The organism is Methylobacterium sp. 1A, assembly GCF_058072805.1.
Genome location: NZ_JBYQVE010000002.1, coordinates 131,296 through 154,201, shown reverse-complemented (window position 1 = coordinate 154,201; position 22,906 = coordinate 131,296). Strand labels below are relative to the sequence as shown.

At 73.1% G+C, this 22,906-nt stretch carries 22 protein-coding genes; 10 read left to right on the top strand and 12 right to left on the bottom strand.

Annotation, left to right across the window (positions count from 1 at the left end; all coding sequences use genetic code 11):
- Positions 1-3: 3 nt before the first annotated feature.
- Positions 4-855 (top strand): LPS export ABC transporter ATP-binding protein, encoded by an 852-nt coding sequence (lptB, locus tag ACX9MN_RS20695; RefSeq protein WP_419149853.1) that lies wholly within the window; start codon positions 4-6, stop codon positions 853-855.
- Positions 856-864: 9 nt separating this feature from the next.
- Here the strand turns inward: lptB and ACX9MN_RS20690 are convergent, their stop codons facing one another.
- Positions 865-2,016 carry a dimethylmenaquinone methyltransferase gene (locus ACX9MN_RS20690; RefSeq protein ID WP_091977711.1) on the bottom strand — a complete coding sequence of 384 codons (1,152 nt, stop codon included), beginning with the start codon at positions 2,014-2,016 and terminating at the stop codon, positions 865-867.
- 179 nt (positions 2,017-2,195) lie between these two features.
- Here ACX9MN_RS20690 and ACX9MN_RS20685 point away from each other — a divergent pair, with 179 nt between their 5' ends.
- Positions 2,196-3,509, top strand: a complete 1,314-nt coding sequence (locus tag ACX9MN_RS20685) for an MFS transporter (RefSeq protein ID WP_020090582.1) — start codon at positions 2,196-2,198, stop codon at positions 3,507-3,509.
- A 50-nt stretch (positions 3,510-3,559) separates the two neighbouring features.
- Here ACX9MN_RS20685 and ACX9MN_RS20680 read toward each other — a convergent pair whose 3' ends face one another.
- From ACX9MN_RS20680 to ACX9MN_RS20665, 4 genes are read right to left on the bottom strand one after another with little or no spacing between them, the layout of a single operon-like run.
- Entirely contained in the window at positions 3,560-4,687 is a 1,128-nt protein-coding gene (locus ACX9MN_RS20680; protein WP_489725299.1) for a glycosyltransferase family 4 protein, read from the bottom strand.
- 1 nt (position 4,688) lies between these two features.
- Complete coding sequence (locus ACX9MN_RS20675; RefSeq protein ID WP_489725298.1) at positions 4,689-6,071, bottom strand: right-handed parallel beta-helix repeat-containing protein; 1,383 nt, start codon at positions 6,069-6,071, stop codon at positions 4,689-4,691.
- Positions 6,068-7,009 (bottom strand): glycosyltransferase family 2 protein, encoded by a 942-nt coding sequence (locus ACX9MN_RS20670; protein ID WP_489725297.1) that lies wholly within the window; start codon positions 7,007-7,009, stop codon positions 6,068-6,070. The genes ACX9MN_RS20675 and ACX9MN_RS20670 overlap by 4 nt, the downstream gene beginning before the upstream one ends.
- Complete coding sequence (locus ACX9MN_RS20665) at positions 7,006-8,484, bottom strand: lipopolysaccharide biosynthesis protein (RefSeq protein WP_489725296.1); 1,479 nt, start codon at positions 8,482-8,484, stop codon at positions 7,006-7,008. Before ACX9MN_RS20665 ends, ACX9MN_RS20670 begins: the two co-directional genes overlap by 4 nt.
- A 128-nt stretch (positions 8,485-8,612) precedes the next feature.
- Between ACX9MN_RS20665 and ACX9MN_RS20660 the strand changes: the two genes are divergently transcribed.
- Positions 8,613-9,215, top strand: a complete 603-nt coding sequence (locus ACX9MN_RS20660; RefSeq protein ID WP_100250708.1) for a serine acetyltransferase — start codon at positions 8,613-8,615, stop codon at positions 9,213-9,215.
- An 8-nt stretch (positions 9,216-9,223) separates the two neighbouring features.
- Positions 9,224-9,814 carry a hypothetical protein gene (locus tag ACX9MN_RS20655; protein WP_056531827.1) on the top strand — a complete coding sequence of 197 codons (591 nt, stop codon included), beginning with the start codon at positions 9,224-9,226 and terminating at the stop codon, positions 9,812-9,814.
- 28 nt (positions 9,815-9,842) lie between these two features.
- On the opposite strand, the gene ACX9MN_RS20650 is transcribed toward ACX9MN_RS20655, so the two are convergent.
- A complete protein-coding gene (locus ACX9MN_RS20650) occupies positions 9,843-11,018 on the bottom strand; it encodes a DUF1972 domain-containing protein (protein WP_056531829.1) in 1,176 nt (391 codons plus the stop codon).
- Between the two features lie 39 nt (positions 11,019-11,057).
- On the opposite strand from ACX9MN_RS20650, the gene ACX9MN_RS20645 reads away from it, so the two are divergent.
- Positions 11,058-11,795: a class I SAM-dependent methyltransferase gene (locus ACX9MN_RS20645; RefSeq protein ID WP_091977703.1), complete on the top strand. Its 738-nt coding sequence runs from the start codon at positions 11,058-11,060 to the stop codon at positions 11,793-11,795.
- Positions 11,796-11,799: 4 nt separating this feature from the next.
- Here the strand turns inward: ACX9MN_RS20645 and ACX9MN_RS20640 are convergent, their stop codons facing one another.
- From ACX9MN_RS20640 to ACX9MN_RS20620, 5 genes are read right to left on the bottom strand one after another with little or no spacing between them, the layout of a single operon-like run.
- The gene (locus ACX9MN_RS20640; RefSeq protein ID WP_489725295.1) at positions 11,800-12,741 is read right to left on the bottom strand and encodes a glycosyltransferase family 2 protein; all 942 of its coding nucleotides are present in this window, start codon (positions 12,739-12,741) and stop codon (positions 11,800-11,802) included.
- A complete protein-coding gene (locus ACX9MN_RS20635) occupies positions 12,738-14,342 on the bottom strand; it encodes an O-antigen ligase family protein (RefSeq protein WP_489725294.1) in 1,605 nt (534 codons plus the stop codon). Before ACX9MN_RS20635 ends, ACX9MN_RS20640 begins: the two co-directional genes overlap by 4 nt.
- Positions 14,339-14,980, bottom strand: coding sequence for a CpsD/CapB family tyrosine-protein kinase (locus ACX9MN_RS20630; protein ID WP_489725293.1), 642 nt, complete (start codon positions 14,978-14,980; stop codon positions 14,339-14,341). The genes ACX9MN_RS20635 and ACX9MN_RS20630 overlap by 4 nt, the downstream gene beginning before the upstream one ends.
- Positions 14,977-16,509 carry a GumC family protein gene (locus ACX9MN_RS20625; RefSeq protein ID WP_489725292.1) on the bottom strand — a complete coding sequence of 511 codons (1,533 nt, stop codon included), beginning with the start codon at positions 16,507-16,509 and terminating at the stop codon, positions 14,977-14,979. The genes ACX9MN_RS20630 and ACX9MN_RS20625 overlap by 4 nt, the downstream gene beginning before the upstream one ends.
- Positions 16,506-17,660, bottom strand: coding sequence for a polysaccharide biosynthesis/export family protein (locus ACX9MN_RS20620; protein ID WP_091679028.1), 1,155 nt, complete (start codon positions 17,658-17,660; stop codon positions 16,506-16,508). The genes ACX9MN_RS20625 and ACX9MN_RS20620 overlap by 4 nt, the downstream gene beginning before the upstream one ends.
- Positions 17,661-18,118: 458 nt before the next feature.
- Here ACX9MN_RS20620 and ACX9MN_RS20615 point away from each other — a divergent pair, with 458 nt between their 5' ends.
- The 5 genes from ACX9MN_RS20615 (at position 18,119) to ACX9MN_RS20595 (ending at position 21,643) form a co-directional block, all read left to right on the top strand.
- A complete protein-coding gene (locus ACX9MN_RS20615; RefSeq protein WP_489725291.1) occupies positions 18,119-19,222 on the top strand; it encodes a helix-turn-helix transcriptional regulator in 1,104 nt (367 codons plus the stop codon).
- A gap of 98 nt (positions 19,223-19,320) precedes the next feature.
- Positions 19,321-19,521 (top strand): hypothetical protein, encoded by a 201-nt coding sequence (locus ACX9MN_RS20610; RefSeq protein WP_489725290.1) that lies wholly within the window; start codon positions 19,321-19,323, stop codon positions 19,519-19,521.
- Positions 19,522-19,911: 390 nt separating this feature from the next.
- On the top strand, positions 19,912-20,121 hold the full coding sequence (locus tag ACX9MN_RS20605; protein WP_020090567.1) for a hypothetical protein: 210 nt from the start codon (positions 19,912-19,914) through the stop codon (positions 20,119-20,121).
- 142 nt (positions 20,122-20,263) lie between these two features.
- Positions 20,264-20,794 carry a GNAT family N-acetyltransferase gene (locus ACX9MN_RS20600; RefSeq protein ID WP_020090566.1) on the top strand — a complete coding sequence of 177 codons (531 nt, stop codon included), beginning with the start codon at positions 20,264-20,266 and terminating at the stop codon, positions 20,792-20,794.
- 237 nt (positions 20,795-21,031) lie between these two features.
- Entirely contained in the window at positions 21,032-21,643 is a 612-nt protein-coding gene (locus ACX9MN_RS20595) for a DUF2147 domain-containing protein (protein WP_020090565.1), read from the top strand.
- A 28-nt stretch (positions 21,644-21,671) separates the two neighbouring features.
- Here the strand turns inward: ACX9MN_RS20595 and ACX9MN_RS20590 are convergent, their stop codons facing one another.
- Positions 21,672-22,895, bottom strand: coding sequence for a serine hydrolase domain-containing protein (locus ACX9MN_RS20590; RefSeq protein WP_489725289.1), 1,224 nt, complete (start codon positions 22,893-22,895; stop codon positions 21,672-21,674).
- Between the last annotated feature and the right edge of the window lie 11 nt (positions 22,896-22,906).

Genomic DNA, 22,906 nt, shown 5'->3' with positions numbered 1-22,906 from the left:
GCCGTGGCGTTCCAGGCGGGCCCGCAGGAGCCGGCCCGGACGGGCTGGCTCGGCCGGCTGTTCGGCCGGCGCGCGCGGCAGGCCGAACAGCCGGCCGAGGCCGACGGCTGGTCCGCGGCCGAGGAGGGCGGTCTCGGCATCCTCAGCGTGCGCGGCCTGCGCAAGAGCTACGGCGCCCGCACGGTCGTCCACGAGGCCGGCCTCACCGTGCGCACCGGCGAGGCCGTCGGGCTGCTCGGGCCGAACGGCGCCGGCAAGACCACGATCTTCTACATGATCACCGGGCTGGTGGCGGCCGATCGCGGCCACATCACCCTGGACGGCCTGCCGATCACGCACCTGCCCATGTACCAGCGGGCGCGGCTCGGGATCGGCTACCTGCCGCAGGAGGCCTCGATCTTCCGCGGGCTCACCGTGGAGGACAACATCCGGGCGGTGCTGGAAGTGGTCGAGCCGGACCGCAAGGCGCGCGCGCGCAAGCTCGACTCGCTGCTGGAGGAGTTCGACATCGCGCGCCTGCGCAAGTCGCCCTCGATCGCGCTCTCGGGCGGCGAGCGGCGGCGCTGCGAGATCGCCCGGGCGCTCGCCTCGTCGCCGACCTTCATGCTGCTGGACGAGCCCTTCGCGGGCATCGACCCGATCGCGGTCGGCGACATCCAGGACCTCGTGAAGCACCTGAAGCAGCGCGGCATCGGCGTGCTGATCACCGACCACAACGTCCGCGAGACGCTGGGCCTGATCGACCGCGCCTACATCGCCCATTCCGGCCGCATTCTCACCGAGGGCACGCCCGAGGAGATCGTCGCGAACCCGGACGCGCGCCGGCTCTATCTCGGCGAGGATTTCCGGCTCTAGGCCGGTCGCTCAGCCCTTCCAGTTCTTCAGCGCCGCGAAGGGGCTGTCCGAACCCGCGGGCTTCTCCGGGTTCAGCACCGGCTCCACCTGGGCGATCGCGTCCGCCATCGAGAAGGCCGAGCCGCTCTGGAGCCGGCCGCCCGCCGCGTCGCGGTGGCCGCCGCCGCGGAACAGGCGGGCGCCGTCGAGCGCCGTGCCGTCGTTGGACCGGAACGACAGCGTGCCCATCCGCTGGACGTTGACCACGCGCTTGGCCCGGCCCGCGTCCATGATCAGGTCGGAGACCCGCTGGAAGGTACCCGAATCGAGCGCGAAGGACAGGAGCGTGCCGTCCTTCAGCGGGCGGAACAGGGAATCCGAGCGGGCGAGCGCCCGGGCGAGCCGCATGCGCGTCGTCAGCGCCGGGTCGTCGTCCGGCGCGTCGCGCAGCAGGGTGTCGACCACGCCGGCGCGCAGCGCCGAGGCGCGGCGCTCCAGCTCGGCCGGGCTCGCCCCGTCCCGCAGGGCGGCGGCGGCCGCGAGCAGGATCTCGGACACGAACCGGTCGTGCCAGGGATGCCCGACCGGCACGTAGCTCGACACGACCTCCCAGAACAGCTCGTCCAGGGCGAGGCCGCCCCGGAAGGCGGGGCTCTCCTTGCGCCAGAGGTCGAGGGCATCGACCGCGGTGAGCAGGCTCGACAGGTCGGTCGCGGGCTCGTGCGCGGCGAACAGGGCCCGGTGCTCGAAGGCCATCCGCGTGGCGCAGATGTCGTCCTCGATCAGCACGGCGATCTCGGGGTCGCCCAGGTCGATCCGGTGGAGCGCCGGCCGCTCGGCGTCGGGCGCCGCGTCCAGGCCCAGGCGCCGCATCTGGTCGAGGGAGGAGGCGTGGTGGTCGAGGACCACGAGGCGGTGCTTCTGCCCGTCCTCGCGGCGCCGGTTCATCGCGGCGAACTTCTTCAGGCCCGCGATGGTCTGCTCCTCCAGGCCGAGGTCGGTCATCAGCAGGATCTCGCGCTCCGCCGCGCGGCCGAGGCGCCGGATCTCGTCCTCGAAGACCGGGCCGACATCGCTGTAGCGGGGCACGTGGACGACGCGCTCGACCGGGGCGCAGGCGGCGGCGACCGTCGAGGCGCCGTAGCCGTCGAGGTCGTGGTGGGTGATCTGGATCAGGCGCAACGGGCGGACTCGGAGGGTGACGGAGCGGCCCGTCTACGACGCCCGGCGCCGCGAGGCGAGGGGCGGCGGCCCTTCCGTCCGGCGGCGTTCGGTGCAGAATGCTGCGAGGCCGCCACGAGTCGCGAAGGACCGGCCGGCCGCGGAGACCCCCAAGGGGCCCGTCATTCGGGGAGGACACGATGGCCCTGGCCGCAACGCCGCGCGTGCGCCGCATCCAGACGATCTCGCTCGCCCTGCTGGTGACGGCGGGCGTCGTCAACTACGTCGACCGGGCCACCCTGGCGGTGGCCAACCCGCTGATCCGCGAGGATCTCGGCCTCTCGATCCCCGACATGGGATTGCTGCTCTCGGCCTTCCTCTGGGCCTACGCCTTCGCGCAGCTGCCGGCCGGGGCGCTCGCCGACCGGCTCGGCCCGCGCCTGACGCTGACGCTCGGCCTGACCTGCTGGTCGTTCGGGCAGATGCTCGGCGGCGCGGTGACGTCGTTCTGGCAGTTCGTGAGCGCGCGGATCGTGCTCGGAATCGGCGAGGCGCCGCATTTCCCGACCTGCGCCCGCGTCTCCCGCGACTGGTTCAACATCCGCCAGCGCGGCACCGCCACGGGGATCTGGAACTGCGCCTCCTCGCTCGGGACCTTCCTGGCCCTGCCGCTGCTGACCTTCTTGATGGTGAGCTTCGGCTGGCGGGCGATGTTCGTCATCATGGGCGCGGCCGGCCTCGTCCTCGCCGCGATCGTCTACCTCGTGTTCCGCAACCCGCGCGAGACCGACCTGACGCCGGGGGAGCGGGCCTTCCTGGAGGAGGGCGATGCCCCGAACGCCGGCCGCGCGGTCACCTGGAGCGCGTGGCGGCGGCTCTTCGGGTTCCGAACCAGCTGGGGGATGATCGTCGGCTATTTCGGCTGCATCTACATGACGTGGCTCTACACCGCGTGGCTGCCGAGCTACCTCGAGATCGAGCGGCACTTCACCCTGCAGAAGACCGGCCTCGTCGGCTCGATCCCCTTCGCCTTCGGCGTGCTGGGCGGGATCCTGGGCGGTCGCGTCGTCGATGTCCTCGTCCGCCGCGGCGTCGACCCGATCCGCAGCCGCAAGATCCCGATGGTCGGCTCCCTGGTGGCGACCGCCGCGTTCACGGTGGTGGCGGCGCTGACGCCGAGCGACACCCTCGCGATCGCCTGCATCTCGGCCTCGCTGTTCCTGGTCTACATGAGCTCGTCGTCGGCCTGGGCGATGGCCTCCGTGGCGGCGCCGGCCAGCTGCACGGCGTCGCTCGGCGCCATGCAGAATTTTGGCGGCTACATCGGCGGCGCCCTGGCGCCGACCGTGACGGGCTTCATCGTCGGCGGCACGGGCCATTTCTCCATGGCCTTCATCACCGGCGCCGTGATCGCCCTGGTGGCGGCCCTGGGCTACTGGACGCTGATCCAGGATCCCATCGCCGACGAGGGTCCGGAGAGCCCCGCCGTCGGCGCGCTCGGGGCCGCGCGCTAGGCGAGCCGACGGCGCCCTCTCGCGCCACCCCCGCGCGTCACCCCCACGCTTCACCCCCGCAGGTTCGGCGCGGCCACGATCAGGTCGCGCAGATGCGTGCGGGCCGTGAAGCTCCGGCGCATCAGGTCGACGAAGGTGGCGGCCGGCCCGTCCCAGTCGTGGCGCGCCGCGTGGGCCCGCGCCGCGCAGGCGTCGAAGGGCAGCCGCCCCTCGACCGCCGCGCCCATCAGCTCCGTGAGACGGTCGACCCGGTCGGGCGCGTCCGGGTCGAAGTAGCTCGCCGCGCTGCCGCCGGCTTCCGGGATGGCCGTCAGGCTCGAGGCGATGACGGGGGTTCCCCGGGCGAGGCTGTCGAGCACCGGGATGCCCCAGCCCTCGCCGCGGCTCGGGAAGACCAGGGCGGCGGCCCGGGCGTAGAGGTCCGACAGGCCCCGGTCGTCGATGCCGGCGATGTGCACCGCGTCCGGCGTCCGGGCGAGGCGGTCGAGGGTCTCGGGCCGCTCGCCGTCGCCCTTGCCGACCACGATCAGCCGGGCCGCGCCCTGCGGCAGCCGCGCGAAGGCGTCGAGGACGAGGCCGAGATTCTTCCGCGGCTCCAGCCGGCCGACCATCAGCAGGTAGGGGCGCCCGTCGGCGAGCGGCGTCCGCTCCGTGACCGCCTGCGGCGGCGTGGAGCCGCAGCGCACCTCGGCGATGCGCTCCCGCGCGATGCCGTAGACGTTGGCGATGGAGTCGCGGCTGTAGTCGGAGATGGTCAGGACCAGCTTGGCGCGCCGCGCCGAGAGCCGGGTCAGGATCTTGTTCCGCCAGCGCATCGACCAGGGGAAGAACTCGGGATGCGTCTCGAACAGGATGTCGTGGACCACCACCACCTGCCGGTCGCCCGGCACCAGCGGCGGGGCGATGTAGGTGGTCAGCAGCGTGTCCAGACGGTCGCGCAGGAACAGCCACGGCCAGACCAGGGTCAGCCGCACGGTCGCGGGCACGCGCGGCAGCCGTTGGTGCTCGATGTTGTCGCCCGAGACGATGCGGGCGCAGGCCTCCGGGTCGCCGGAATACACCACGTAGGTGGCGTCCGGGTGGCGCGCGGCGGCGCGCCCGATGATGTTCACGAGCCAGGTCCGGCTGCCCTGCGGCTTGCCGGTGAGCACGTGCGCGTCGATGCCGATGCGAAGCATGTTACGGGCTCCTGTAGGCGCCGAAGGTCGGGGCCTCGCCGGGGGCGTAGGCCTGGCCGGCGATGTCGCGGGTGGCGCCGAGCGGGATGCCGGCGCGGGCCGGGGGCGCCGTCAGGGCGAGCCCGCCGGCCATGGGGTTCGCGGGATCGCGGAAGGCGGGCGTGCCGGTGAGGTCGGGACCCTGACCGTCGAGCGGCAGGCTCGCCCCGTCGCCGGTGGCCTGCGTGCCCCAGCGGTAGAGCGGGGCGCCGACGGCGCTGCCGAGGAAGTTCGGCCCGATCGCGTTGTTGTTGTCGGTGGTGGTCGCCTCGACCACGATCGCGGCCACGTTCGGCCGGGTCGCGTAGGCGATGTTGTTGAGCACCCGGTTGTTCGACGTGCGGTCGACCCGCTTGGTGTAGTCGGAGGCCAGCACGATCTCGCCGCGATAGACGTGCTTGCCGCCGGAATCGCGCATGTTGCCGGTGGTCGTGTTGTTGACCACCGTGTTGGAGCCGGCGTCGAACAGGTTGATCCCGGCGCCGTCGTTGTCGGCCGCGACGTTGAACGCGACGATGTTGCCGTCGCACCACTGGTCGATCTGGATGCCGTTGCCGTCCTGGCCGGTGGTCTCCTTCTGGCCGGTGACGATGTTGTACCGGATGATGTTGCGGTCGCCGGCGTCCTGGGCGGCGTCCTTGGCGTAGACGTGGATGCCCGAGGTGCCCGACATCCCCACGCCGTTGCCCGAGACGCGGTTGCCCTCCACGACGTAGCCGGAGCCGTTGATCTCCATCCCGTGGATGCCGTTGCCGGTCACGGTGTTGTCGAGGATGTAGCTCGGATCCTCCGCGGGCGCGTTGATCACGTCGACGGCCACGCCGTGGGTCTGGTTGTCGGCGAGGGTGTTGCCGGTGATGCGGTGACCCGCCCCGGCACCGTCGCCGATCCAGATCCCCAGGCCGGAGCGGGACACGGTCGAGCCCGCGACCGTGACGTGGCTCGATCCCCGGCGGATGATGAAGCCGGAATTGACCGCGCCCTGGACGCTCAGGCCCGTGACCGTGACGTAGGCGGCGTTCTCGAACACCACGGAGTTGGACAGGCGCGGCTGCGTGCCGGGTTCTGCCGCCACCGTCACGGGCGCCGCCGCGGTCCCGCGGGACCCGACGAACACGACGTCGCCGTAGCTGCCGCCCCGGACCAGCACGCTCGATCCGGGACCGAGACTGGCGAAGGGCACGTCGGCGAGCCGCGCCACCGTGGTGTAGCCGGGCTTCGCGCCGCCGGCGGGATCGACCAGGATATTCTGCTGCACCTGCGCGTCGGCCGGCCCGCAGGCGGACAGGACCGGCAGGAGCAGGGCCGACAGGGCGCCGCCGAGGACCGTGCGGGGCCACCTCATGCCGCGAGCGCCCGGGCGATGGCGAGGCGCTTGCGCCGCTGGAACAGCCGCCGCCACACGCTGCGGCCGGCCTCGGGGCTGATCCGCGTCAGCGCGCGCGCCGCCATCTGCCAGCCGGGCAGGAGCGCCTGCGGCATGGCGAGGTCGGCGACCCGGTGGCGCGCCGCCGCGCCCAGCGGCGGCGGCCCGACGAGGCCGAGCCGGCCGAGATCCGCCACGAGGTCCGGGCGCTTGCGGTACCACAGCACCAGCGCCGCGCCCTCGCGCTCGGCGATCCGCAGGTAGGCCGCCTCGTCCAGGAGGTGGTGGTGGTAGCCCAGCGCCTCGGGCGCGTAGAACAGGCGCATGCCGCGCCGGGCCAGCCGCTCGCCGAGCTCGATGTCCTCGTGCCAGAACAGCTTCGGGTCGAAGCCGCCCGCCTCCTCCAGGAAGCGCCGGTCGACGCTGACGTTGCAGGTCAGGAACGCGTCCCAGCCGACCGCGTCGCGGCCCGCCAGCGCGTCGTAGGAGGCGTCGTGGTGGAGCGCCGAGAAGGGCGAGAAGGGCAGGGCGGGGTCGATCGTCATCCGTCCGAGGATCGCGGTCTCACGACCGCCCCGCCGGGCGTGGGCGAGGCGGTGCGCCTCGACGAGGCTCGGGACCGGGATCGTGTCGTCGTTGACGATCAGGAGGCGCTCGCCCCGCGCCGCCGCGATGGCGCGGTTGCGGGCGGCGTTCGCCCCGGCATTCTCCTGGCGCAGGTGCACCACGGGGATCCGGGCCGTGGCGACGGCGCGGCTGACGACCGTCCCGGTGTGGTCGGTCGAGCCGTCGTCGCAGACGACGATCTCGAAGGGCGCGTCCGTCTCCTGCCGGTCGAAGGCCCTCAGGCACAGGCGCAGCGTGTCGGCGCGGTTGTAGGTCGGGATGATGACCGAGAGCACGGGTTGATCGCTCATGAGGAGGCTTCCGGGAGCGGGAGGTCGAGGGGATCGGTCGGGGCGCGGCGCAGGCACAGCCACCCCGCGAGGGCGGCCGAGAGGGCCGCGGCGGCGGGCACCGCCGCGGGCGCCAGGGCGGCGGGACCGGCGGCCCAGGCGAGGGCGGTGAGGAGGGCCGGCGCGGCGAGGATCGGCACGTCGGCCAGGGCGAGGGGCGGTCCGGCCTCCCGCCAGAAGGCCTGGGCCAGGACGCCGAGCATCGCGGCCTCGGCGAGCAGCGCGGCGATGCCCGCGCCGAGGAGCGGATCCCAGGGGATCAGCAGCGTGCAGGCGAAGAGGTTCGTGGCGCAGGCCGCCGCGCTCCCGCGCACCGCGAAACCGGTCCGGCCCAGCGGGACGAGGCCCGCGAACAGGATCGTGGCGGCGATCAGCAGGACGCTCATCCCGGTGGCGATGCGCAGCACCGGGACGGCGCGGCCGAAATCCGGGCCGAAGGCGAGGCGCACCAGCGGCTCCGCGAGGGCGCAGGCCGCCACCGCTCCGGCGCAGGACGCGGCGAGGATCGGGACCAGCGCGCCGCGGACCCGCGCGCGCAGGGCGGTCGTGCCGGCGCGCGACCGTCCGTCGACCAGGGGCCCGACGGCGCGCCCGAAGACCGGCACCAGCGGGGCGCACAGGGTGATCGCCACCGCGGCGCCGAGCTCGAAGAACCGGAAGCCGGCCGTGAACTGGCCGAGCTCGGCCGCGCCCGCGAAGGCGGCCAGCATCATCAGGCTGATCCGGCCGTTGAGCGAGCCGAGGGCGTTCGAGACGCCCACCCCCGCCGCGGCCCGGATCGTCGCGAGCGCGTGCGGCAGCGAGGCGGGGCGGGCGGGCACGAGGCGCAGCGCCAGCGCCAGCCCGACCGCGCCGTACGCGATGCCGGCGGCCACCGCCACGAGGCTGAGCGCCGCCTCCGAAAGCTGCAGCCAGAGCGCGAGTGCCGTCCCGCCGATCAGCAGGGCGGCGTTGGCGAGCGACGGCCAGACGGACCAGCCCGGCCGCCCGCAGACCTGAAACAGGGCGTCGAGGAAGCGGGCGGCCGCGAGCGGCATGAGGAGAGCGGCCAGCGCCAGGGCGGGCCGGATCGCGTCCGGCAGCATCGGCAGGACACCGAGGAGTGCGGCGCCGGTCCCGAGACCGAGGACGAGGCGCGCCGACAGCATCCGGCCGAATTCGGCCGCCCGCATCTCCGGCCCGATCGCGCCGAGCCGCGCCCCGAAGGTCAGGGTGGTGCCGAAATCCGCCGCGATCAGCGCGACCGCGAGGATCGCCAGGGCGAGGCCGTAGCGGCCCAGAGCCGCCGGGCCGGCGAAATGGCCGACCATCACGAAGGCCGCGAAGCCGGCCGCGAGGTAGACGCCGCGCCCCGCCGCCTGACCGAGCAGGTTCGCGCCGTAGCGCAGCCCGCCGGCGCGCCTCCGTCCCGACAATCGGTTTACCAAGCGAAGCATCTCTCGGTGAAGCCTGACTGAAAACTGCGACCTACGATTGCATCGTGGCAGGCTGCGTATGGCTTGCAACCGCAAGCTCAATTTATGGTTGCAGAGTTGTCGCGTTGGGAAAAACCGGAGGACTGCGTATGTCCGAGACAGCCGCTGGACCGGATCTGCGTCTCTCGCGCGGAGTGGACGCGGAGGCGGGGCGTCTCCGGTGGGCCGAGGTGCGGGCTGCCCTGTCCGCCGACCGCGATCACTGGCGCCGCCGCGGCGGCGGACCGGCCCGCCTGCGCCGGGGCTACCACGCGGTCTGGCTCTACCGCCTGTCCCGCTACGCCCACGAGCGCGGCTGGCGGATGGCGGCGTGGCTGCTGTGGCTGGTGAACGGCTGGTGGACGGGCGCCGACATCCCGCCCTCCAGCCGCATCGCCGGCGGCCTGTTCCTGCCGCAGCCCTACGGGACGGTCATCGCCGGCGCCGTGGGCCGCGACGCCGCCTTCGGGATCCAGGCCTCCATCGGCGGCCTGCTGAAGGAGCCCGACCAGGACATCGGCGGCGGCCCCGGCCTGCCGGTGCTGGGCGACGACGTCGTCCTGGAGGCCGGCGCCATCGTGCTCGGCGCCGTCCCGATCGGTGACCGGGCCCGGATCGGCCCGCGGACCACCATCCTCAAGCCCGTCCAGGCCGACGAGGAGGTCATGCCGCAGCCCTGGCGGCCGCTTCCCGGCCGAGGGGTCGCGGCGTGAGCGGCCCGATGACCGACCACGTCACCCTGCCGGGCCTGCGGCGCCTCCTGGCGGCCGACTTCGCCCGCGTCCTGCGCCAGACGACGGGGGGCAAGCCGACCTCGCGGCTGCGGCGCGCGATGCACCTCACGCTGCCGGCCATGCAGGTGGCGATCCTCCACCGGACCGCGCACCTGCTGCACGGCCGGGGCTGGCGCCGCTGCGCCGCCCTGGTGGCGGACCTGTCCCTGCGGCTGACCGGCGCCTGCCTGCATCCGGGCTCGCGCCTCGGGCCCGGGCTGTTCGTGCCGCACCCGGCGCGGGTCGCCTTCTGCGGCACCGGGGGCGCCGACCTGACGCTCCTGCCCGGCACCCTGGTCGGGCCGCGGGACTGGGTCTTCCCGAGCCAGCCTTTCCCCGCCGACGGCCCCCATCTCGGCGACGGCGCCGTGGTCGGCGCGCACGCCGCCGTGCAGGGGGCGGTCGCCATCGGCGCGGGCGCGACGATCGGGATCGGGGTCTGCAGCCTCCGGGACGTCCCGGCCGGCACCGTGACGATGCTGGTCCAGCGGCAGCTCCGCAGCGGCGGGCGCGGCCCGGAGGCGGGCCGTGGGCGCTAGAACCGGAGGCGCCGGGCCGGTGCCCGGCTCACGCGCGCCCGTGCTCCCGGCGGACGGCCGGCCGGGCCTCCCGGCCCTGGCGCCTGGGCGCCAGCTGGCGGCGCAGCACGCGCTCGTAGGCGTCGAAGATGCCGCGCCACGTGAACGCCTCGGCGTGGCGGCGACGGGACGCCTCGCCCATGACCTCGAGGCGGCGCGGCCCGGCCCGCACCAGGCCGAGGATGCCCCGCCGCAGCTCGGTCTCGTCACCGAAGTACAGCGCCTGCGGCCCCGCCACCCAGCGGTTGAACGGGTTGTCGTGGGCGAGGATCGGCGAGCCCGCCCCCAGCGCCTCGACCAGCGACGGGTTGGTCCCGCCCACGGTGTGGCCGTGGATGTGGAACCGGGCGTGGAAGCGGAGCGCGGCCACGCGCTCGGCCTCGTAGATCGCGCCGGCGAAGATCACGTCCGGGCCGCCCGCCGCGCGGACGGCGCGGTGGTACGGGTCGGACTCCGCGAGCTTGCCCAGCACGAGCAGCGGCAGGCCCGGCCGGACCTCGCTCCAGGCCCGGACGATCTGGAGCACGAGGTTCTCGGGCACCACCCGGGCGATCAGCAGGCCGTAATCCCGCGGGCGAAGGCCGAACGTCGCCAGCGGCTCGGTCGAGGCTTCCAGCACCGGGTCGGCGCCGTACGCGATGGTGGTGATCCGGGCGGCCGAGGTCCGGCGGGCGAGGTGCCGGGCGATCTCCGGATGGTCCGCCACGAGGTGGGTCGAGAACAGGCTGCCGAGCCGCTCGTTCAGCCAGAACCAGGCCTTGGCGGGCTTCGACCAGCGGTCGCGCTTCCACTCGATGCCGTCCATGTTCATCACGCTGCGCTTGGCGGTCAGCCGGTAGAGCAGCGAGAACACCGCGGTGTTGTAGCCGAGCACGAGGGGCAGGGCCGGCCGGAACGCCGCCCGCAGAGTGCATTTCAGGTCGAACACGATCGTCGAGACGGCGCCGTCGCCCCGGACCGCGACCGGGATCAGCAGGATCCCGCGCCAGACCATTGGCGGCGCCGGCTCGCGCACTTGGCAATAGACCTCGACCCGCCAGCCGCGCGCCACGAGCTCCAGCGCGAGGCGCTCCGCCAGCGTCTCGAACCCTCCGTGCGCCGCCGGCACCCCGCGGGTGCCGAGGATCGCCACCGTCGGGCGCCCGCCCGATCCCCCGGATTTCATATGCGCCGTCGGCGCAGCACGTTCAGAGGAGCCTGAGGCATGGTCACGGTCGAACAGCGTCTGTTCCGGGAGATGGGAGCCGGGGGCTATTCCCGGCACGACCACCGGATGGAGTACATCGTGCGCGTCAACGCGCTGCTCCGCTCCGACATGCGGGTCATGGAGTTCGGCGCGGGGCGCGGCAAGTGGAGCGATGACCCGGTCCCACTGCGCCGAAGCCTCGGCGACTTCCGGGGGCGCTGCGCCCAGGTCGTCGCCTGCGATGTCGACGAGGCGGTCCTCGGCAACCGGTCGGCCGACGAGGTCCGGCTGATCGGTCACGACGGGGTGCTGCCATTTCCGGACGGGAGCTTCGACCTGATCTCGGCCTTCTCGGTCCTCGAGCATATCGAGCACCCCGAGGTCACCGCGGCGGAACTCGGCCGGGTGCTCGCGCCGGGCGGCTGGCTCTGCGCCTGGACGCCGAACCGCTGGGGCTATGTCGGGATCGGGGCGCGGCTCGTGCCGAAGCGGCTGCACGCCCGGGTGCTGCGCCTCGTCGAGCCGCGGCGGGTCGAGATCGACTCGTTCGTGCCGCTCTACACGATGAACACGGAGGCGGCGCGGAAGCGGCTTTTCCCAACTGACCGGTTCGAGCACTTCACCTACAGTTTCGACGGGCAGCCGTTCTATCATGGCGAGAACATCGTCCTGGGCAAGTTCTGGGAGCTGCTGTTCCGGCTCACGCCGGGTCCCTTCAAGGGCTACCACATGGTGTTCATCCGCAAACGGCCGTGACGGTTCATCGCGGTCGGAGACGAAGACTGCGCAGGTGCCCGGAGAACCTGCGCATGTCCTCGGCCTTGCGGGCGAGGTCCGGCTGCCGGCGCAGCCGGGCCGCGAGACCGTAGGCCACGGCCCGCAGGGTGAAGCCGAGCCGGAGCGGGCCGGAGAAGAAGGCGGGCGACGACAGGAGCCGCCCGGCATTGCGCAGGCTGTAGATGGCCGCCAGCCCGTCGAGCCAGCGGGCCGAGCGGGCGCTTCCCGAGCCGCCCTGGAGATGGGTGACGGCGATGTCCGGTCGGTAGGCGACGCGCAGGCCGGCATCGCGCAGGCGGCAGCCCCAGTCCACGTCCTCGCCGTAGAGGAACATCGGGCTCTCCAGGCCGCCGATCGCGGCGATCGCCGAGCGGCGCAGGAGCAGGCAGGCCCCGCAGATCCAGTCGACGTCGAGGGCCCGCGCCCCCCTGGCCTGGCGGCTCGCGAGGTAGAGGCCGCGCAGCCCGAGGCGGCCCGACAGGCCTGCGGCGTGCACCAGGATCGAGAGGGGGCGCGGCTCGTAGCCGGCGTCACCGACCTGATGCGTCCCGTCCGGGAAGGTCAGGCGCGGGCCGACCGCCCCGACATCCGGATGCGTGTCGAGATGGTCCAGGAGGCCCGTGAGCGCGTCCGGGTCGTGCAGGAACGCGTCGGGGTTGAGGAGCAGGATCGCGGTGCCGCGCGCGTGCTCCAGCGCGCGCGCGTTGCCGCCCGCGAAGCCGTGATTGGTCGGCTCGGCGATGACCCGCACCCAGGGAAACGCCCGCGCGACGCGCTCCGGCGTCCCGTCGGTGGAGGCGTTGTCGACCAGGATTACCTCGTAGGGGCGTCTCACCCGGCTCGCCGCCAGCAGGTCCAGGCAGGTCTCGATGTCCCGGCCGGCATTGTAGGTGACGATCAGGACGCTGAGGCTGACGGCGCTCACGGACGGTCTCCGTACGCTGCGAGGGAGGGGCGACGCCCGGACGGCACGGGGATCCGCTCCGGACGCGCGCGCGCCGCGCCGATCGGGCCCGTCGACGCGACCGCCCGGGACGCCGCGACGGCCCTGCGCCGCTGCGCCGCCCGCACCCCGGCGATCAGCCCGAGGCCGGTGTAGAGCAGCTCGGCGATGCCGAGATTCAGGCGGAAGCCCGGATCGACCAGCCCGTGCAGCAGGTGCGCGATCAGGCCGACCGCGCAGGCGGCCGCGATCGCCGCGAGCGGATCGCCCACCGGCGCGCGGCGGGCGGCGCGGAAGCCCCGGGCGATGCCGATGCCGAAGACCAGCGCGAAGGCCGCGTAGCCGACGACCCCGACCTCGGTGAGGATCAGGATGTGCAGGTTGTGCACCACGTGGTTCGACCGGTCGAACAGTCCGGCGAGCCGGGACAGGCCGGTCCTGTCGAGGACCGCGAACTGGTTGCCGAAGTTGTTCAGGCCGACGCCGAAGATCGGGAACTGCTCGAACAGGGCGAGGGCCGCGGCGTTCAGCGGGCCGCGCTGGGCGGCCGAGCCGCCGTCGTCGGCGGTGAGCCGCTCCCAGATCAGCGGGCCGGCGTAGAGCGCCGCGACGGCGCCGACGACCGCCAGCAGGCCGAGGACGATCAGGCTCGTCCGGGAGAACACGCGGTCGCGGTAGACCAGCAGGATCAGGAGGGCGGCCGAGACCGGGAAGGTCAGCCAGGACGCGCGCGACAGGGTCAGGACCACGCCGACCAGGGCCGAGGCGGCGCCCGCCGCCCCCGCGAGGCGCAGGAGCAGCGGGCCGCGCGACAGGGCCAGCGCCAGGGCGAGCGGCCAGACGAACTCGTAATAGTAGCCGAGGATGTTCGGGTGGACCTTCAGTCCGCCGGCGCGGCGCTGGGCCGAGAAGTTGATGTTCTCCTCGACGATCTGTTCCTCGCCCAGCACCGACAGGCCGAGTTCCGAGCCCGAGACGTATTGCAGGCCCGCCACCGCGGTCTGGACGAGACAGAGGGCGCAGATCGCCAGCGCGAGGGTCCGGATGTCGGATTCGGACAGGTTCGAGACCGCGACCGAGACCAGGAGGAGGCCGGCGAAGCGCCACGTGTCGAACCAGAGATAGGCCGGGTCGGTGGCGTTGGAGAGCGAGAGCAGCCCCGCGATCAGGAAGCCGAGCTGCGTCAGCACGAGGGGCCGGTCGAGCCGCAGGCCCGGGGCGTCCTCCCCGAGTCCGGTGAGCTTGGCGACGATCAGCGCCGCGGCCACCAGCAGGGCGACGCTCACCGTCAGGCCGGCGCCGCCGCCGATGCTCGGCAGGTACTGCCCGACGGCCTCGAAATGCTGGAGGAAGCTGACGTCGAGCTTGACCGTCAGCCCGACCGCGAGGGCGACGAGCAGGAGCGGCGTGAGGCGATAGAGCCGCCCGACGATCAGGGCGCCGACCGCGCCGAAGGCCGCCGCGAGGCCGACGACGGCGAATTTGAGCGGCGCCGCGCTCAGGGCGATCGCCCCGGCCGCGGCCGCGAAGCCGATCCCGGCGAGCGGCAGGACCCGCAGCGCGCGGACGGGCGCCGCGCTCATCCGAGCCACCGGTAGAGCCATCGCGGGATAGGCCGCCGCGTGCGGTTCAGGACGACGCCGAGCGGCGCCCCGCCGGCGGCCTTGAGGTCGGCCAGGGCGCGCTGCGCCACGGCCCGACGGGTGCGCTCGGCGCCGATCACCACGATGAAGCCGTCCACGAAGGGGGAGAGCGCGGCGGCGTCGCCGATCTCGGTGATCGGCTCGCAATCCACGATCGCGAGCTCGAAGCGGTCGTCGACGAGCGCCAGGAAATCCTCCACGCGGCCGTCGTCCAGGGTCGCCTGTCGGATGGCCGACGGGCTGCCCGCGGGCACGACGCTGAGGTTGTCGGCGACCGGGTGGACGCCGCGGCTCGGGGCGACCGTGCCGGCGACGATGTCGGCGAAGCCCGGCTGGCCGGTCAGGCCGTAGGACTCCGCCAGCGACGGGCGGGACCAGTTCGCCTCGATCAGCACGGCGCTGCGGCCCCGCCGGGCGTAGGCGCCGGCGAGTTCACGCGCGAGGGTGCTCACGCCCTCGCCGGGCTGGACCGCGGTGACGCCGACCCGGCGCACGCGCGCCTCGTGCCGGGTGAGCTGGACGAGGGCCGGCTCCAGGATCGCCGGATCGATCTTCGGCGCGATGGCGGCGGCGATCATGCGGCGGCTCCCGTCTGCAGCGGCACCGCGGCCAGCACCGGCACCCGCAGCGAGCGGGCGACCTCCGACGCGCTGCGGTAGGTCTGGGCCAGGATCTCCGCGAGGGCGACGTAGGCCAGGGCGGCGAGCAGTCCGAGACCGGCCGCGAGCCCGAGGATCAGCGGCCGGTTCGGGCCGGAGGGCAGCCGCGGCGGCACGGCGCGCGCCACGAGGGCCGAGGAGGTGACGGCCTGCGCGTCGAGACCCGTGCCGGTCTTCAGAGCGTCGATCCGCTTCTGGGTCTCGGTGATCTCGTCGGTGAGCAGGCCCTTCTGCTGGGTCAGCCGGCCGTAGGCCAGCGCCGCGTCGCTCTGGCCGATGGCCGCCCGGCGGCGGGTCTGCTCGATCCCCGTGATGCTCTGGATCTTCTCGGCGAGGATGGCGAGCTTCGCCGTGTCGGCGGCGAGGAGCGCCTGATACTTCTGTCGGGCCAGGGCCGCGAGGTCCCGATCGAGGCTCACGAACTCGGGGGCGGTCGGCCGGAACCGCACCGCCAGCTCGGCGCGCTTCGTCCGCAGGTCCGCCCAGCGCTGGTCGAAGGCCGTGACCGTCGGGTCCGCGTCGGGCGGCGTCGGCTGCCAGCGGTCGGGTCCGGCCTCGCGGGTGCGCTTGAGCCGGGTCTCGACCACCTCGCGCTCGATCTGCGCCGCCGATTTCTGCTTGGCGAGGTCAGCCAGGGTGCCGAGGTCGTTCTGCTGCTCGATCTCGAAGCTCGCGGTGTTGTTGCCCTTGAGGTAGGTCGAGAGCTGCGCGTCGATGGCGGCGAGGTCGGCCCGGGCGCGCTCCAGCTTGCTCTGGTAGAACGAGGCGGGAGTCTCGTCGGCGTAGACTTCCACGTGGCGGCGCTTGTAGGCGTCGAGCAGCCGGTTCAGCGCCTGGGCGGCGAAGTGCGGGTCCGTCCAGGTGAAGCCCGTGAGGATCACGTCCGTCTCCTTCACGAAGACGACCTTGAACGCCGCGAGATAGGCCTCGTAGAGCTTCTCGTCCGGGGTCAGGTGGCGCAGCAGGCCCACCGCCTCGAACGGGATCCGCACCGTGTCGACGATCCAGGTCTTGACCGCCTTCGCGCTCCGCACGGCCTGACGGCCCTGGTAGATCAGCCAGTCGGTCCAGTCCGCCGGGGGCGGCCCGAGGTCGCCGGTCGGGGTGATCGCCTTCAGCGTCGCGAACTCGTCGCGCACGATGCTGGGATCGCGCAGGATCTCGATCTCGTTGTTCACGTTCTGCGCGCGCTCCGAGAACATGTAGTTCTGGTTCGCGCCGCCCTGGAGCGGGGCGCCCGCCTTCTCGCGGCCGAGCCGGATGATCAGCTTGGCGTCGGCCGTGTACTCGGCCGGCGTCAGCAGCAGGTAGATCCCGGCGCCGAGGATCGCCGCGACCAGGATCAGCAGCGCCGGCCGGATGTGCCGGAACAGGGCCGCGAGGGCGTCGCGGAGGTCGAAGGCCGGGCCCTCGACCGCGTCGGCGGCGGTCAGGTCGCTCTGCCTCACGTGCCGGACCTCACGGTGGCGCTGGTGGAGGTGCTGGCGGACGGGCCGGTGATGTAGTTCACGCCGAAGCCGGTCCCGTTGAAGAGCAGGATCTGGCGCACCACGAGGTCCACCGCGCGGGCGGTCTTGGCCAGCAGCGAGGGCGGTACGTAGACGGTGGCGTTGGGCGGAACCACGATCGAGTCCGCCAAGCCCGGCTGGCCGATGTCGACGATGCGCACGCTGCCGGCCGCCTCGGCGTCGAAGCGGATGATCCGCACGGCCTCGCCGGCCGCGGTCGGCAGGACGCCGCCGGCCGAGCCCAGGACCTGCGCCAGCGTCCGCGGCCCCTGCAGGGTGACGGGACCCGGCGCGCGGACCTCGCCGAACACCATGGTGTTGGCCGGGACGAGGCTCGCGAGCCGGACGCTGGTCGTCACCGAGGCCAGCTGGTGCTTGTAGGCGGCGTTCAGGCTGCCCATGACCTCGTGGACGGTCCGGCCCGCCGCCTGCACCGGGGGCACCATCGGCAGGTTGATCTTGCCGTCCGGCTCGATCGCCAGGACCTTCACGCGGCCCATGTCGGCCCGCTGGGTGAGGTCGCGGAAATCGTCGGTGACGGTGCGGAACCGGCGCAGCATCAGGGTGACGACCGGATCGATCAGCACGTCGTCGTAGGTGCTCTTGATCAGCGCGGCGGCCGCCTCCGGCGACAGGCCGGCGACCTTGATGCCGTTCTTGCCCGGCAGCGAGATCCGGCCATCCGGCCGGACGATCACCGTACGGTTGTATTCCGGGTGCGTGCGGAAATCGACGTCGAACTCGTCGTTCGGGTTCAGGCGGTAGGTCGGCTGGACGACGCTGGAATCGATCAGGAACGAGACTTCCAGGTTGTCGCCGACGTTGAGCCGGTAGTTCGCCAGCCCGAGGCGCATGGTCCGCCCGACCTCCTCCTGGGCGGCCGCGACCAGCGCGGCCGGGAGGCCCTCGGTGACCGAGCCGGTCTGAGCCACGTCGAGGCCGGAGCGCGCCGCGCTCTGCGGGCGCCCGGAACTGCAGCCGGCGAGCAGCGGCGCGCAGGCGACGAGCGCGAGCGCGACCGCCGCGGCACCGGATGGCCGGCCTGGCCGCCGTCGCGCGACACCGAGGAACGCAGACAGGGTAAACGCCATCGACCTTCAGCCGCATCCTGCTCGAGCGCGCTCGTCCCATCACAACTCGTGATCGAACCGCGCACCGCGATACAATCGCCAAGCTTGGTTAACGAGGCTTGAACCCGGCTCTCGGCAACTCTATCAGAAGTTGTGTCTGGCGAGCCGTGGCAAAGTGCTGAGCCTCGCCCGCCCCGGAGAGGGGGGCGGGTTCCGGCGCAGGCCGAACGCGTGTGCGCGGCCGGGGCGCCGTCGTTCCCACCGTCGGCGGGTCGACGCGCGGATCCCGCCGCGGCGGTGCCGTCTCCCGACAAGTCCCGCGCACGCTCCCGCCGATCTAAACCTGTAATCAGAGGGATGCTTGCCCGGATTTAAGAACGTGATCTATAGTTCGACGGTATGGAGCCGTACCGAGCGAGGACGAGAGTTCGGCGAGCCGGCGCGGAGCGCCAGTATCCGGCACGGCGGAGGCGCGTCACATGTCGGGCGTGAGGCCGGATCTCTTCGCCCGCCTGCACGACGACCTGGAGTCCGGCTTCCGGGAGGACCTCGAGGAGGCCGTGATCGATCCCGCGCGCTGGCCTGACTTGGCCGAGCGCGTCGTGCGGGCGTCCGGCAGCGAGGGCGCCCTGCTGCTGCGCTCCGACCGGACCGGCCTCGAATCGCTCTGCACCGCCTCCCTCGCCGACGCCTCGCGCCGCTACTTCGACGAGGGCTGGCACCGCGACGACCATCGCCTCCGCGGCATCCCGCTCATGCGGACGCGCGGGATCGCGGTCGATCAGGACTTCACCACGCCGGAGGAGATCGCGCGCCTGCCCTTCTACCAGGACCTGCTGGCCTCCCGCGGCCTGCGCTGGTTCGCCGGGATCGGCTTCTCCGTGAAGGGACGCCTGTGGTGCCTCTCCCTGCAGCGGACCGTGGAGCAGGGACCGTACGAGCTGCACGAGCAGCGGCGCCTCGCGACCCTGTCGCCGCTCCTGCAGCGCGCGGGCCTGCTGACGTCGATGGTCGAGCGGGCCCGGCTCGCGGGGCTGACGCAGGCCTTCGAGCTGATCGACCGCGCCGCCCTGATCCTCGACGCCGACGGACGGGCGCTCCGCTGGAACGACGCGTTCGGCGCCCTCCTCGGGCGCGACCTGAAGCTCGCGGGCGGCCGCCTCACCGCGGAGGATCCGGACGCCGCGCGGCAGCTCGAAGCCCTGGCGCGGCCCTCCGGCCGCCCGCCGATCTCGGTGGTCGTCGCCGCGCGACGGGACGGGCCGCCGCTCGTGATCCACGTCGTGCCGCTGGTCGGGCCGAGCCGCGGCCTGTTCGCCGGGGCGAGCACGCTGCTCCTCGGGAGCGTGCCCGGGGCCCCGGCCGCGCCCGCGACCGCGATCCTCCAGGCGGCCTATCGGCTGACCCCGGCGGAGGCGCGCCTCGCCCGGGCGCTGTCGAGCGGGATCTCGCTGGCCGAAGCCGCTTCGCGATTCGCGATCACCGCGGCGACCGCGCGCTCGCAGCTGAAGGCGATCTTCGCCAAGACCGGAGCGACGCGCCAGTCGGATCTCGTGCGGCTCGTGGCCGGGCTCGCGCGCTGAGGGGTCACGGTTCCGAGAGGCGCGCGGCCCTGTCGCGTCGGCGCCGGAACGGGTGGGGCCGGCCGCCGGTTGCCGCAGGAACGACAGGAGATGTCTCGATGACGAATCGGATCGCACTCGTTTCCGCCCTGGCCGTCGCGGGCCTGCTGGCCGGCGCGCCCGCCCAGGCGAAGGGCTGCCTCAAGGGCGCCGTGGGCGGCGGCGTCGCCGGGCACATGGCCGGACACGGCAAGATGGGCGCGGCCGCGGGCTGCGCGATCGGTCACCACAACGCCAACAAGAAGGCCAAGCAGGGCTGACCGTCCCGACGCCGTCTACTTTGACGGCGATCGGATCGACCAGAGGGTGATGACCACGTCATCGCCGCTTCTCCGAAGCCGGATTCCCAGCGGAATCCGGCTTCGCTGCGTTCTGCGCCATGGCGCCAGCGAGATCGGTTCGCGCGGCACCTGACCTTCTCACCCAGATGACGGGACCGTCGGCGCGGCGACCGCCGACCCGGACCGCCCGCGCGTCCACGTCTCCAGTCGCCCTCGCTCCACCCTTTCGCACCGCGTCGCGCTCGGCCGCCCGCAAGCCCCGCGCAAGCCGGCCGTTGACCTTACTTTCGAGCTATTCTAATTAAGAACTGTGGAGGGCGCGCCGCCGAGGCGGTCCCCTCCCTCCGAGATACCCGATGGAGAGACCCGATGGCCGGTTCCGCGAACGCCGCTTGCGAAAGCTGCCGCTTCTTCGACGATCACAAGCTCAACGGTGCCCAGGCGCAGGGTGACGAGGGCCTCTGCCGCTTCAATCCGCCGGTCAGCCAGCCGGCCCCCGAGTCGAAGGGTCTCTGGCCGGTCGTGGCCTCGAAGGACTGGTGCGGCCACTTTACGGCCGAGATGTCCGCCGCCGAGTAAGTCATCGCATCCTCGAGCCGTGCGGGATCTGCGCCGAGGCGCCGGTCCCGCCGAGGCTCCGCCACCGTCAGCGGGATCGAGCCGCGCCCGGCTCGTGCGGGGCAGATTGCCGGAGCCGCGCCGCCTCTCGTAACCTGCGGCCGTGACAGACGTGATACGCCCGGCCACGGAGGCCGACCTTCCCGCCATCGCGGCGATCTACGGCGACGCCGTCGCCTCCAGCACGGCCAGCTTCGAGACGGAGCCGCCGACGCTGGCCGAGATGACGCGCCGCTTCGAGGTGCTGCGCGCGGGCGGCTTTCCCTACCTCGTGGCCGAACGGGACGGCGCGGTCGCGGGCTACGCCTATGCCGGCCCCTATCACCAGCGCGCCGCCTATCGCTCGACCCTCGAGGATTCGATCTACGTCGCCCGGACGGCCCGCGGCGGCGGAGTCGGCCGGCGCCTGCTCGCCGCCCTGATCGCGGCGAGCGAGCAGATCGACTGCCGGACCCTGGTCGCCATCATCGCCGAGAGCGGCTCACCCGCCTCGATCGCGCTGCACGCGAGCCTCGGCTTCACGCCCGTCGGAACGCTCGCGGGAGTCGGCCACAAGCACGGGCGCTGGCTCGACGTGACGCTCATGCAGCGCAGCCTCGGACCCGGCCGCAGCCTTCCGCCGACCCGGATCTGACCGTCCAACGCGCACCGATCCCAGTATCGCCGGGTCGATTCCCGTCCAGAGCCCCGGCTGAGTTGTCATGATGCGGACAACTTCGCGCGGGAGAGGGCGGGCATGACGCGCACGCCGTCCGGTTCTCGGCGCGGGCGCGATGACGCGGAGGGAGCGATCCTTCCTGCGCGGAAGCGGCACACGCGAGGACGGGCGGTCAAGGCTCCATCACGACTCGCGAGGGATGGGAGTTCGGGTATGCGGTTTACATCGATCGGTCGCCGGGTAGCGCCGCTCGCGATCCTGGCGCTCTCGGCGCTGGCGGGCACGGCCCAGGCCAAGACGCCGACCGATCCCAGCGGCACCTATCTCACCGAGGACGGCCGCGCGCGCGTGCGCCTCGAGAAGTGCGGGACCGCGGGTGACCGGCTGTGCGGATACGTGGTCTGGCTGAAGGTCCCGCTGAACGACAAGGGCGAGCCGCGGATCGACTTCAAGAACCCCGATCCCAAGAAGCAGGCCCGGCCGTCCCTCGGACACCAGCTGATCCTGGGCCTGAAGCCGAATGCCGACGCCCATTACGAGGGCAAGATCTACAATTCCGAGGACGGCAAGTCCTACGACGTCACCATCTGGACCGAGACGGCCGGCGAGCTGACGGTGCGCGGCTGCCTGATCGCGTTCCTGTGCAAGTCGCAGACCTGGACCAAGGTGACCGATCTCGCGCCGGGCCAGCTCCCCGGCCCGACCAACGGTGCGAACGGTCCGCGCAGCGATCCCGAATACGCCACCGCCGCCCCGAAGCCGACCGCCAAGGCCGGCGCGAAGCCGGCTCAGAAGCCGGCCGCCGAGGCGCCCAAGGAGGAGTGACCGGCGCGGACCCGCGCGTGGCCGGCCCTCAGTCGGCCAGGGCCGCGTAGGTCAGGACGCGCAGCTCGCGCCGGATCGGCAGGGCCGAGGACGGGACGAGCTGCGTCATGAGCACCACCGACAGGTCCTCGGCCGGGTCGATCCAGAACGCCGTCGAGGCGAGGCCGCCCCAGGCGACCTCGCCGGGCGTGCCGAGGATCTGGGCCCGGGCGGGGTCGAGCATCACCGAGAAGCCCAGGCCGAAGCCGATGCCGGTGTAGGAGGTCTCGGCGAAGCGCGGCGTGCCCATCGCGGCCAGGTCGCCCGGCAGGTGGTTCGCCAGCATCAGGTCGACCGTCTTGCGGCCCAGCAGGCGCGCGCCGTCGAGGGTGCCCCGGTTGAGGATCATCCGGCAGAAGCGCTGATAGTCCGCCGTCGTCGAGACGAGGCCGCCGCCGCCCGACGCGATGGCGGGCGGGCGCGCGAAGGCCGTGTCCACGGAATCGTCGAACAGGCGCAGCTGCCGCGCGCGGTCGTACGCGTAGGTGGCGCAGAAGCGCGGCATCAGCTCGGGTCGCACGTGGAAGTCGGTATCGACCATGCCGAGGGGCCCGATCACCGCGTCGCGGAGATGGTCGGCGAACGGGCGGCCGGTCAGCGCGGCCACGTACTGGCCGAGCACGTCGGTGGCGACGCTGTAGTTCCAGGCGCTGCCCGGCTGGGCGAGGAGCGGCAGCTTCGCGACCCGCGCGGTCATCTCGGCGAGGGTGCCCTCGCGCGCCAGGAAGTCGACGCCCTGCTCACGGTACTGCGCGTCGACCAGGGTCGCCTCCATGAAGCCGTAGGTCAGCCCGGCCGTATGGGTCAGCAGGTCCCGCACGGTGATCGCCCGGCGGGCCGGTTCGGTCTCGAGCTTCGCCCGGTTGCCGCCCACGGCGACGCGCATCTCGGCGAACTCGGGCAGGACCCGGGAGATCGGATCGTCGAGCTGGAACAGGCCCTGCTCGTAGAGCTGCATCACCGCCACCGAGGTCAGCGGCTTGGTCATCGAGTAGATCCGGGTGACCGTGTCGAGGGTGAACGGCGTTGCCCGGGCGAGGTCGGCCTGCCCGCAGGCGCGCGCGAAGGCGATGCGCCCGCGCCGCGCCACGGTGACCGACAGTCCGGCCAGCCGGCCGTCGCCGACGAGGCGGTCCATCCACGGCACGATCCGGGCGAGCCCCTCCGGGCTGAACCCGGCGCCGGTCGGATCGGTCTCGGTCAGCGCGGTCATGCGGTCTCCTC

Bases quoted from the DNA above. Each gene is read 5' to 3' on its own strand.
- ACX9MN_RS20685 (WP_020090582.1), top strand. From the start codon at position 2,196: ATGGCCCTGGCCGCAACGCCGCGCGTGCGCCGCATCCAGACGATCTCG.
- ACX9MN_RS20680 (WP_489725299.1), bottom strand. From the start codon at position 4,687: ATGCTTCGCATCGGCATCGACGCGCACGTGCTCACCGGCAAGCCGCAG.
- ACX9MN_RS20675 (WP_489725298.1), bottom strand. From the start codon at position 6,071: ATGAGGTGGCCCCGCACGGTCCTCGGCGGCGCCCTGTCGGCCCTGCTC.
- ACX9MN_RS20670 (WP_489725297.1), bottom strand. From the start codon at position 7,009: ATGAGCGATCAACCCGTGCTCTCGGTCATCATCCCGACCTACAACCGC.
- ACX9MN_RS20665 (WP_489725296.1), bottom strand. From the start codon at position 8,484: ATGCTTCGCTTGGTAAACCGATTGTCGGGACGGAGGCGCGCCGGCGGG.
- ACX9MN_RS20660 (WP_100250708.1), top strand. From the start codon at position 8,613: ATGTCCGAGACAGCCGCTGGACCGGATCTGCGTCTCTCGCGCGGAGTG.
- ACX9MN_RS20655 (WP_056531827.1), top strand. From the start codon at position 9,224: ATGACCGACCACGTCACCCTGCCGGGCCTGCGGCGCCTCCTGGCGGCC.
- ACX9MN_RS20650 (WP_056531829.1), bottom strand. From the start codon at position 11,018: ATGAAATCCGGGGGATCGGGCGGGCGCCCGACGGTGGCGATCCTCGGC.
- ACX9MN_RS20645 (WP_091977703.1), top strand. From the start codon at position 11,058: ATGGTCACGGTCGAACAGCGTCTGTTCCGGGAGATGGGAGCCGGGGGC.
- ACX9MN_RS20635 (WP_489725294.1), bottom strand. From the start codon at position 14,342: ATGAGCGCGGCGCCCGTCCGCGCGCTGCGGGTCCTGCCGCTCGCCGGG.
- ACX9MN_RS20630 (WP_489725293.1), bottom strand. From the start codon at position 14,980: ATGATCGCCGCCGCCATCGCGCCGAAGATCGATCCGGCGATCCTGGAG.
- ACX9MN_RS20620 (WP_091679028.1), bottom strand. From the start codon at position 17,660: ATGGCGTTTACCCTGTCTGCGTTCCTCGGTGTCGCGCGACGGCGGCCA.
- ACX9MN_RS20615 (WP_489725291.1), top strand. From the start codon at position 18,119: ATGTCGGGCGTGAGGCCGGATCTCTTCGCCCGCCTGCACGACGACCTG.
- ACX9MN_RS20610 (WP_489725290.1), top strand. From the start codon at position 19,321: ATGACGAATCGGATCGCACTCGTTTCCGCCCTGGCCGTCGCGGGCCTG.
- ACX9MN_RS20605 (WP_020090567.1), top strand. From the start codon at position 19,912: ATGGCCGGTTCCGCGAACGCCGCTTGCGAAAGCTGCCGCTTCTTCGAC.
- ACX9MN_RS20595 (WP_020090565.1), top strand. From the start codon at position 21,032: ATGCGGTTTACATCGATCGGTCGCCGGGTAGCGCCGCTCGCGATCCTG.
- ACX9MN_RS20590 (WP_489725289.1), bottom strand. From the start codon at position 22,895: ATGACCGCGCTGACCGAGACCGATCCGACCGGCGCCGGGTTCAGCCCG.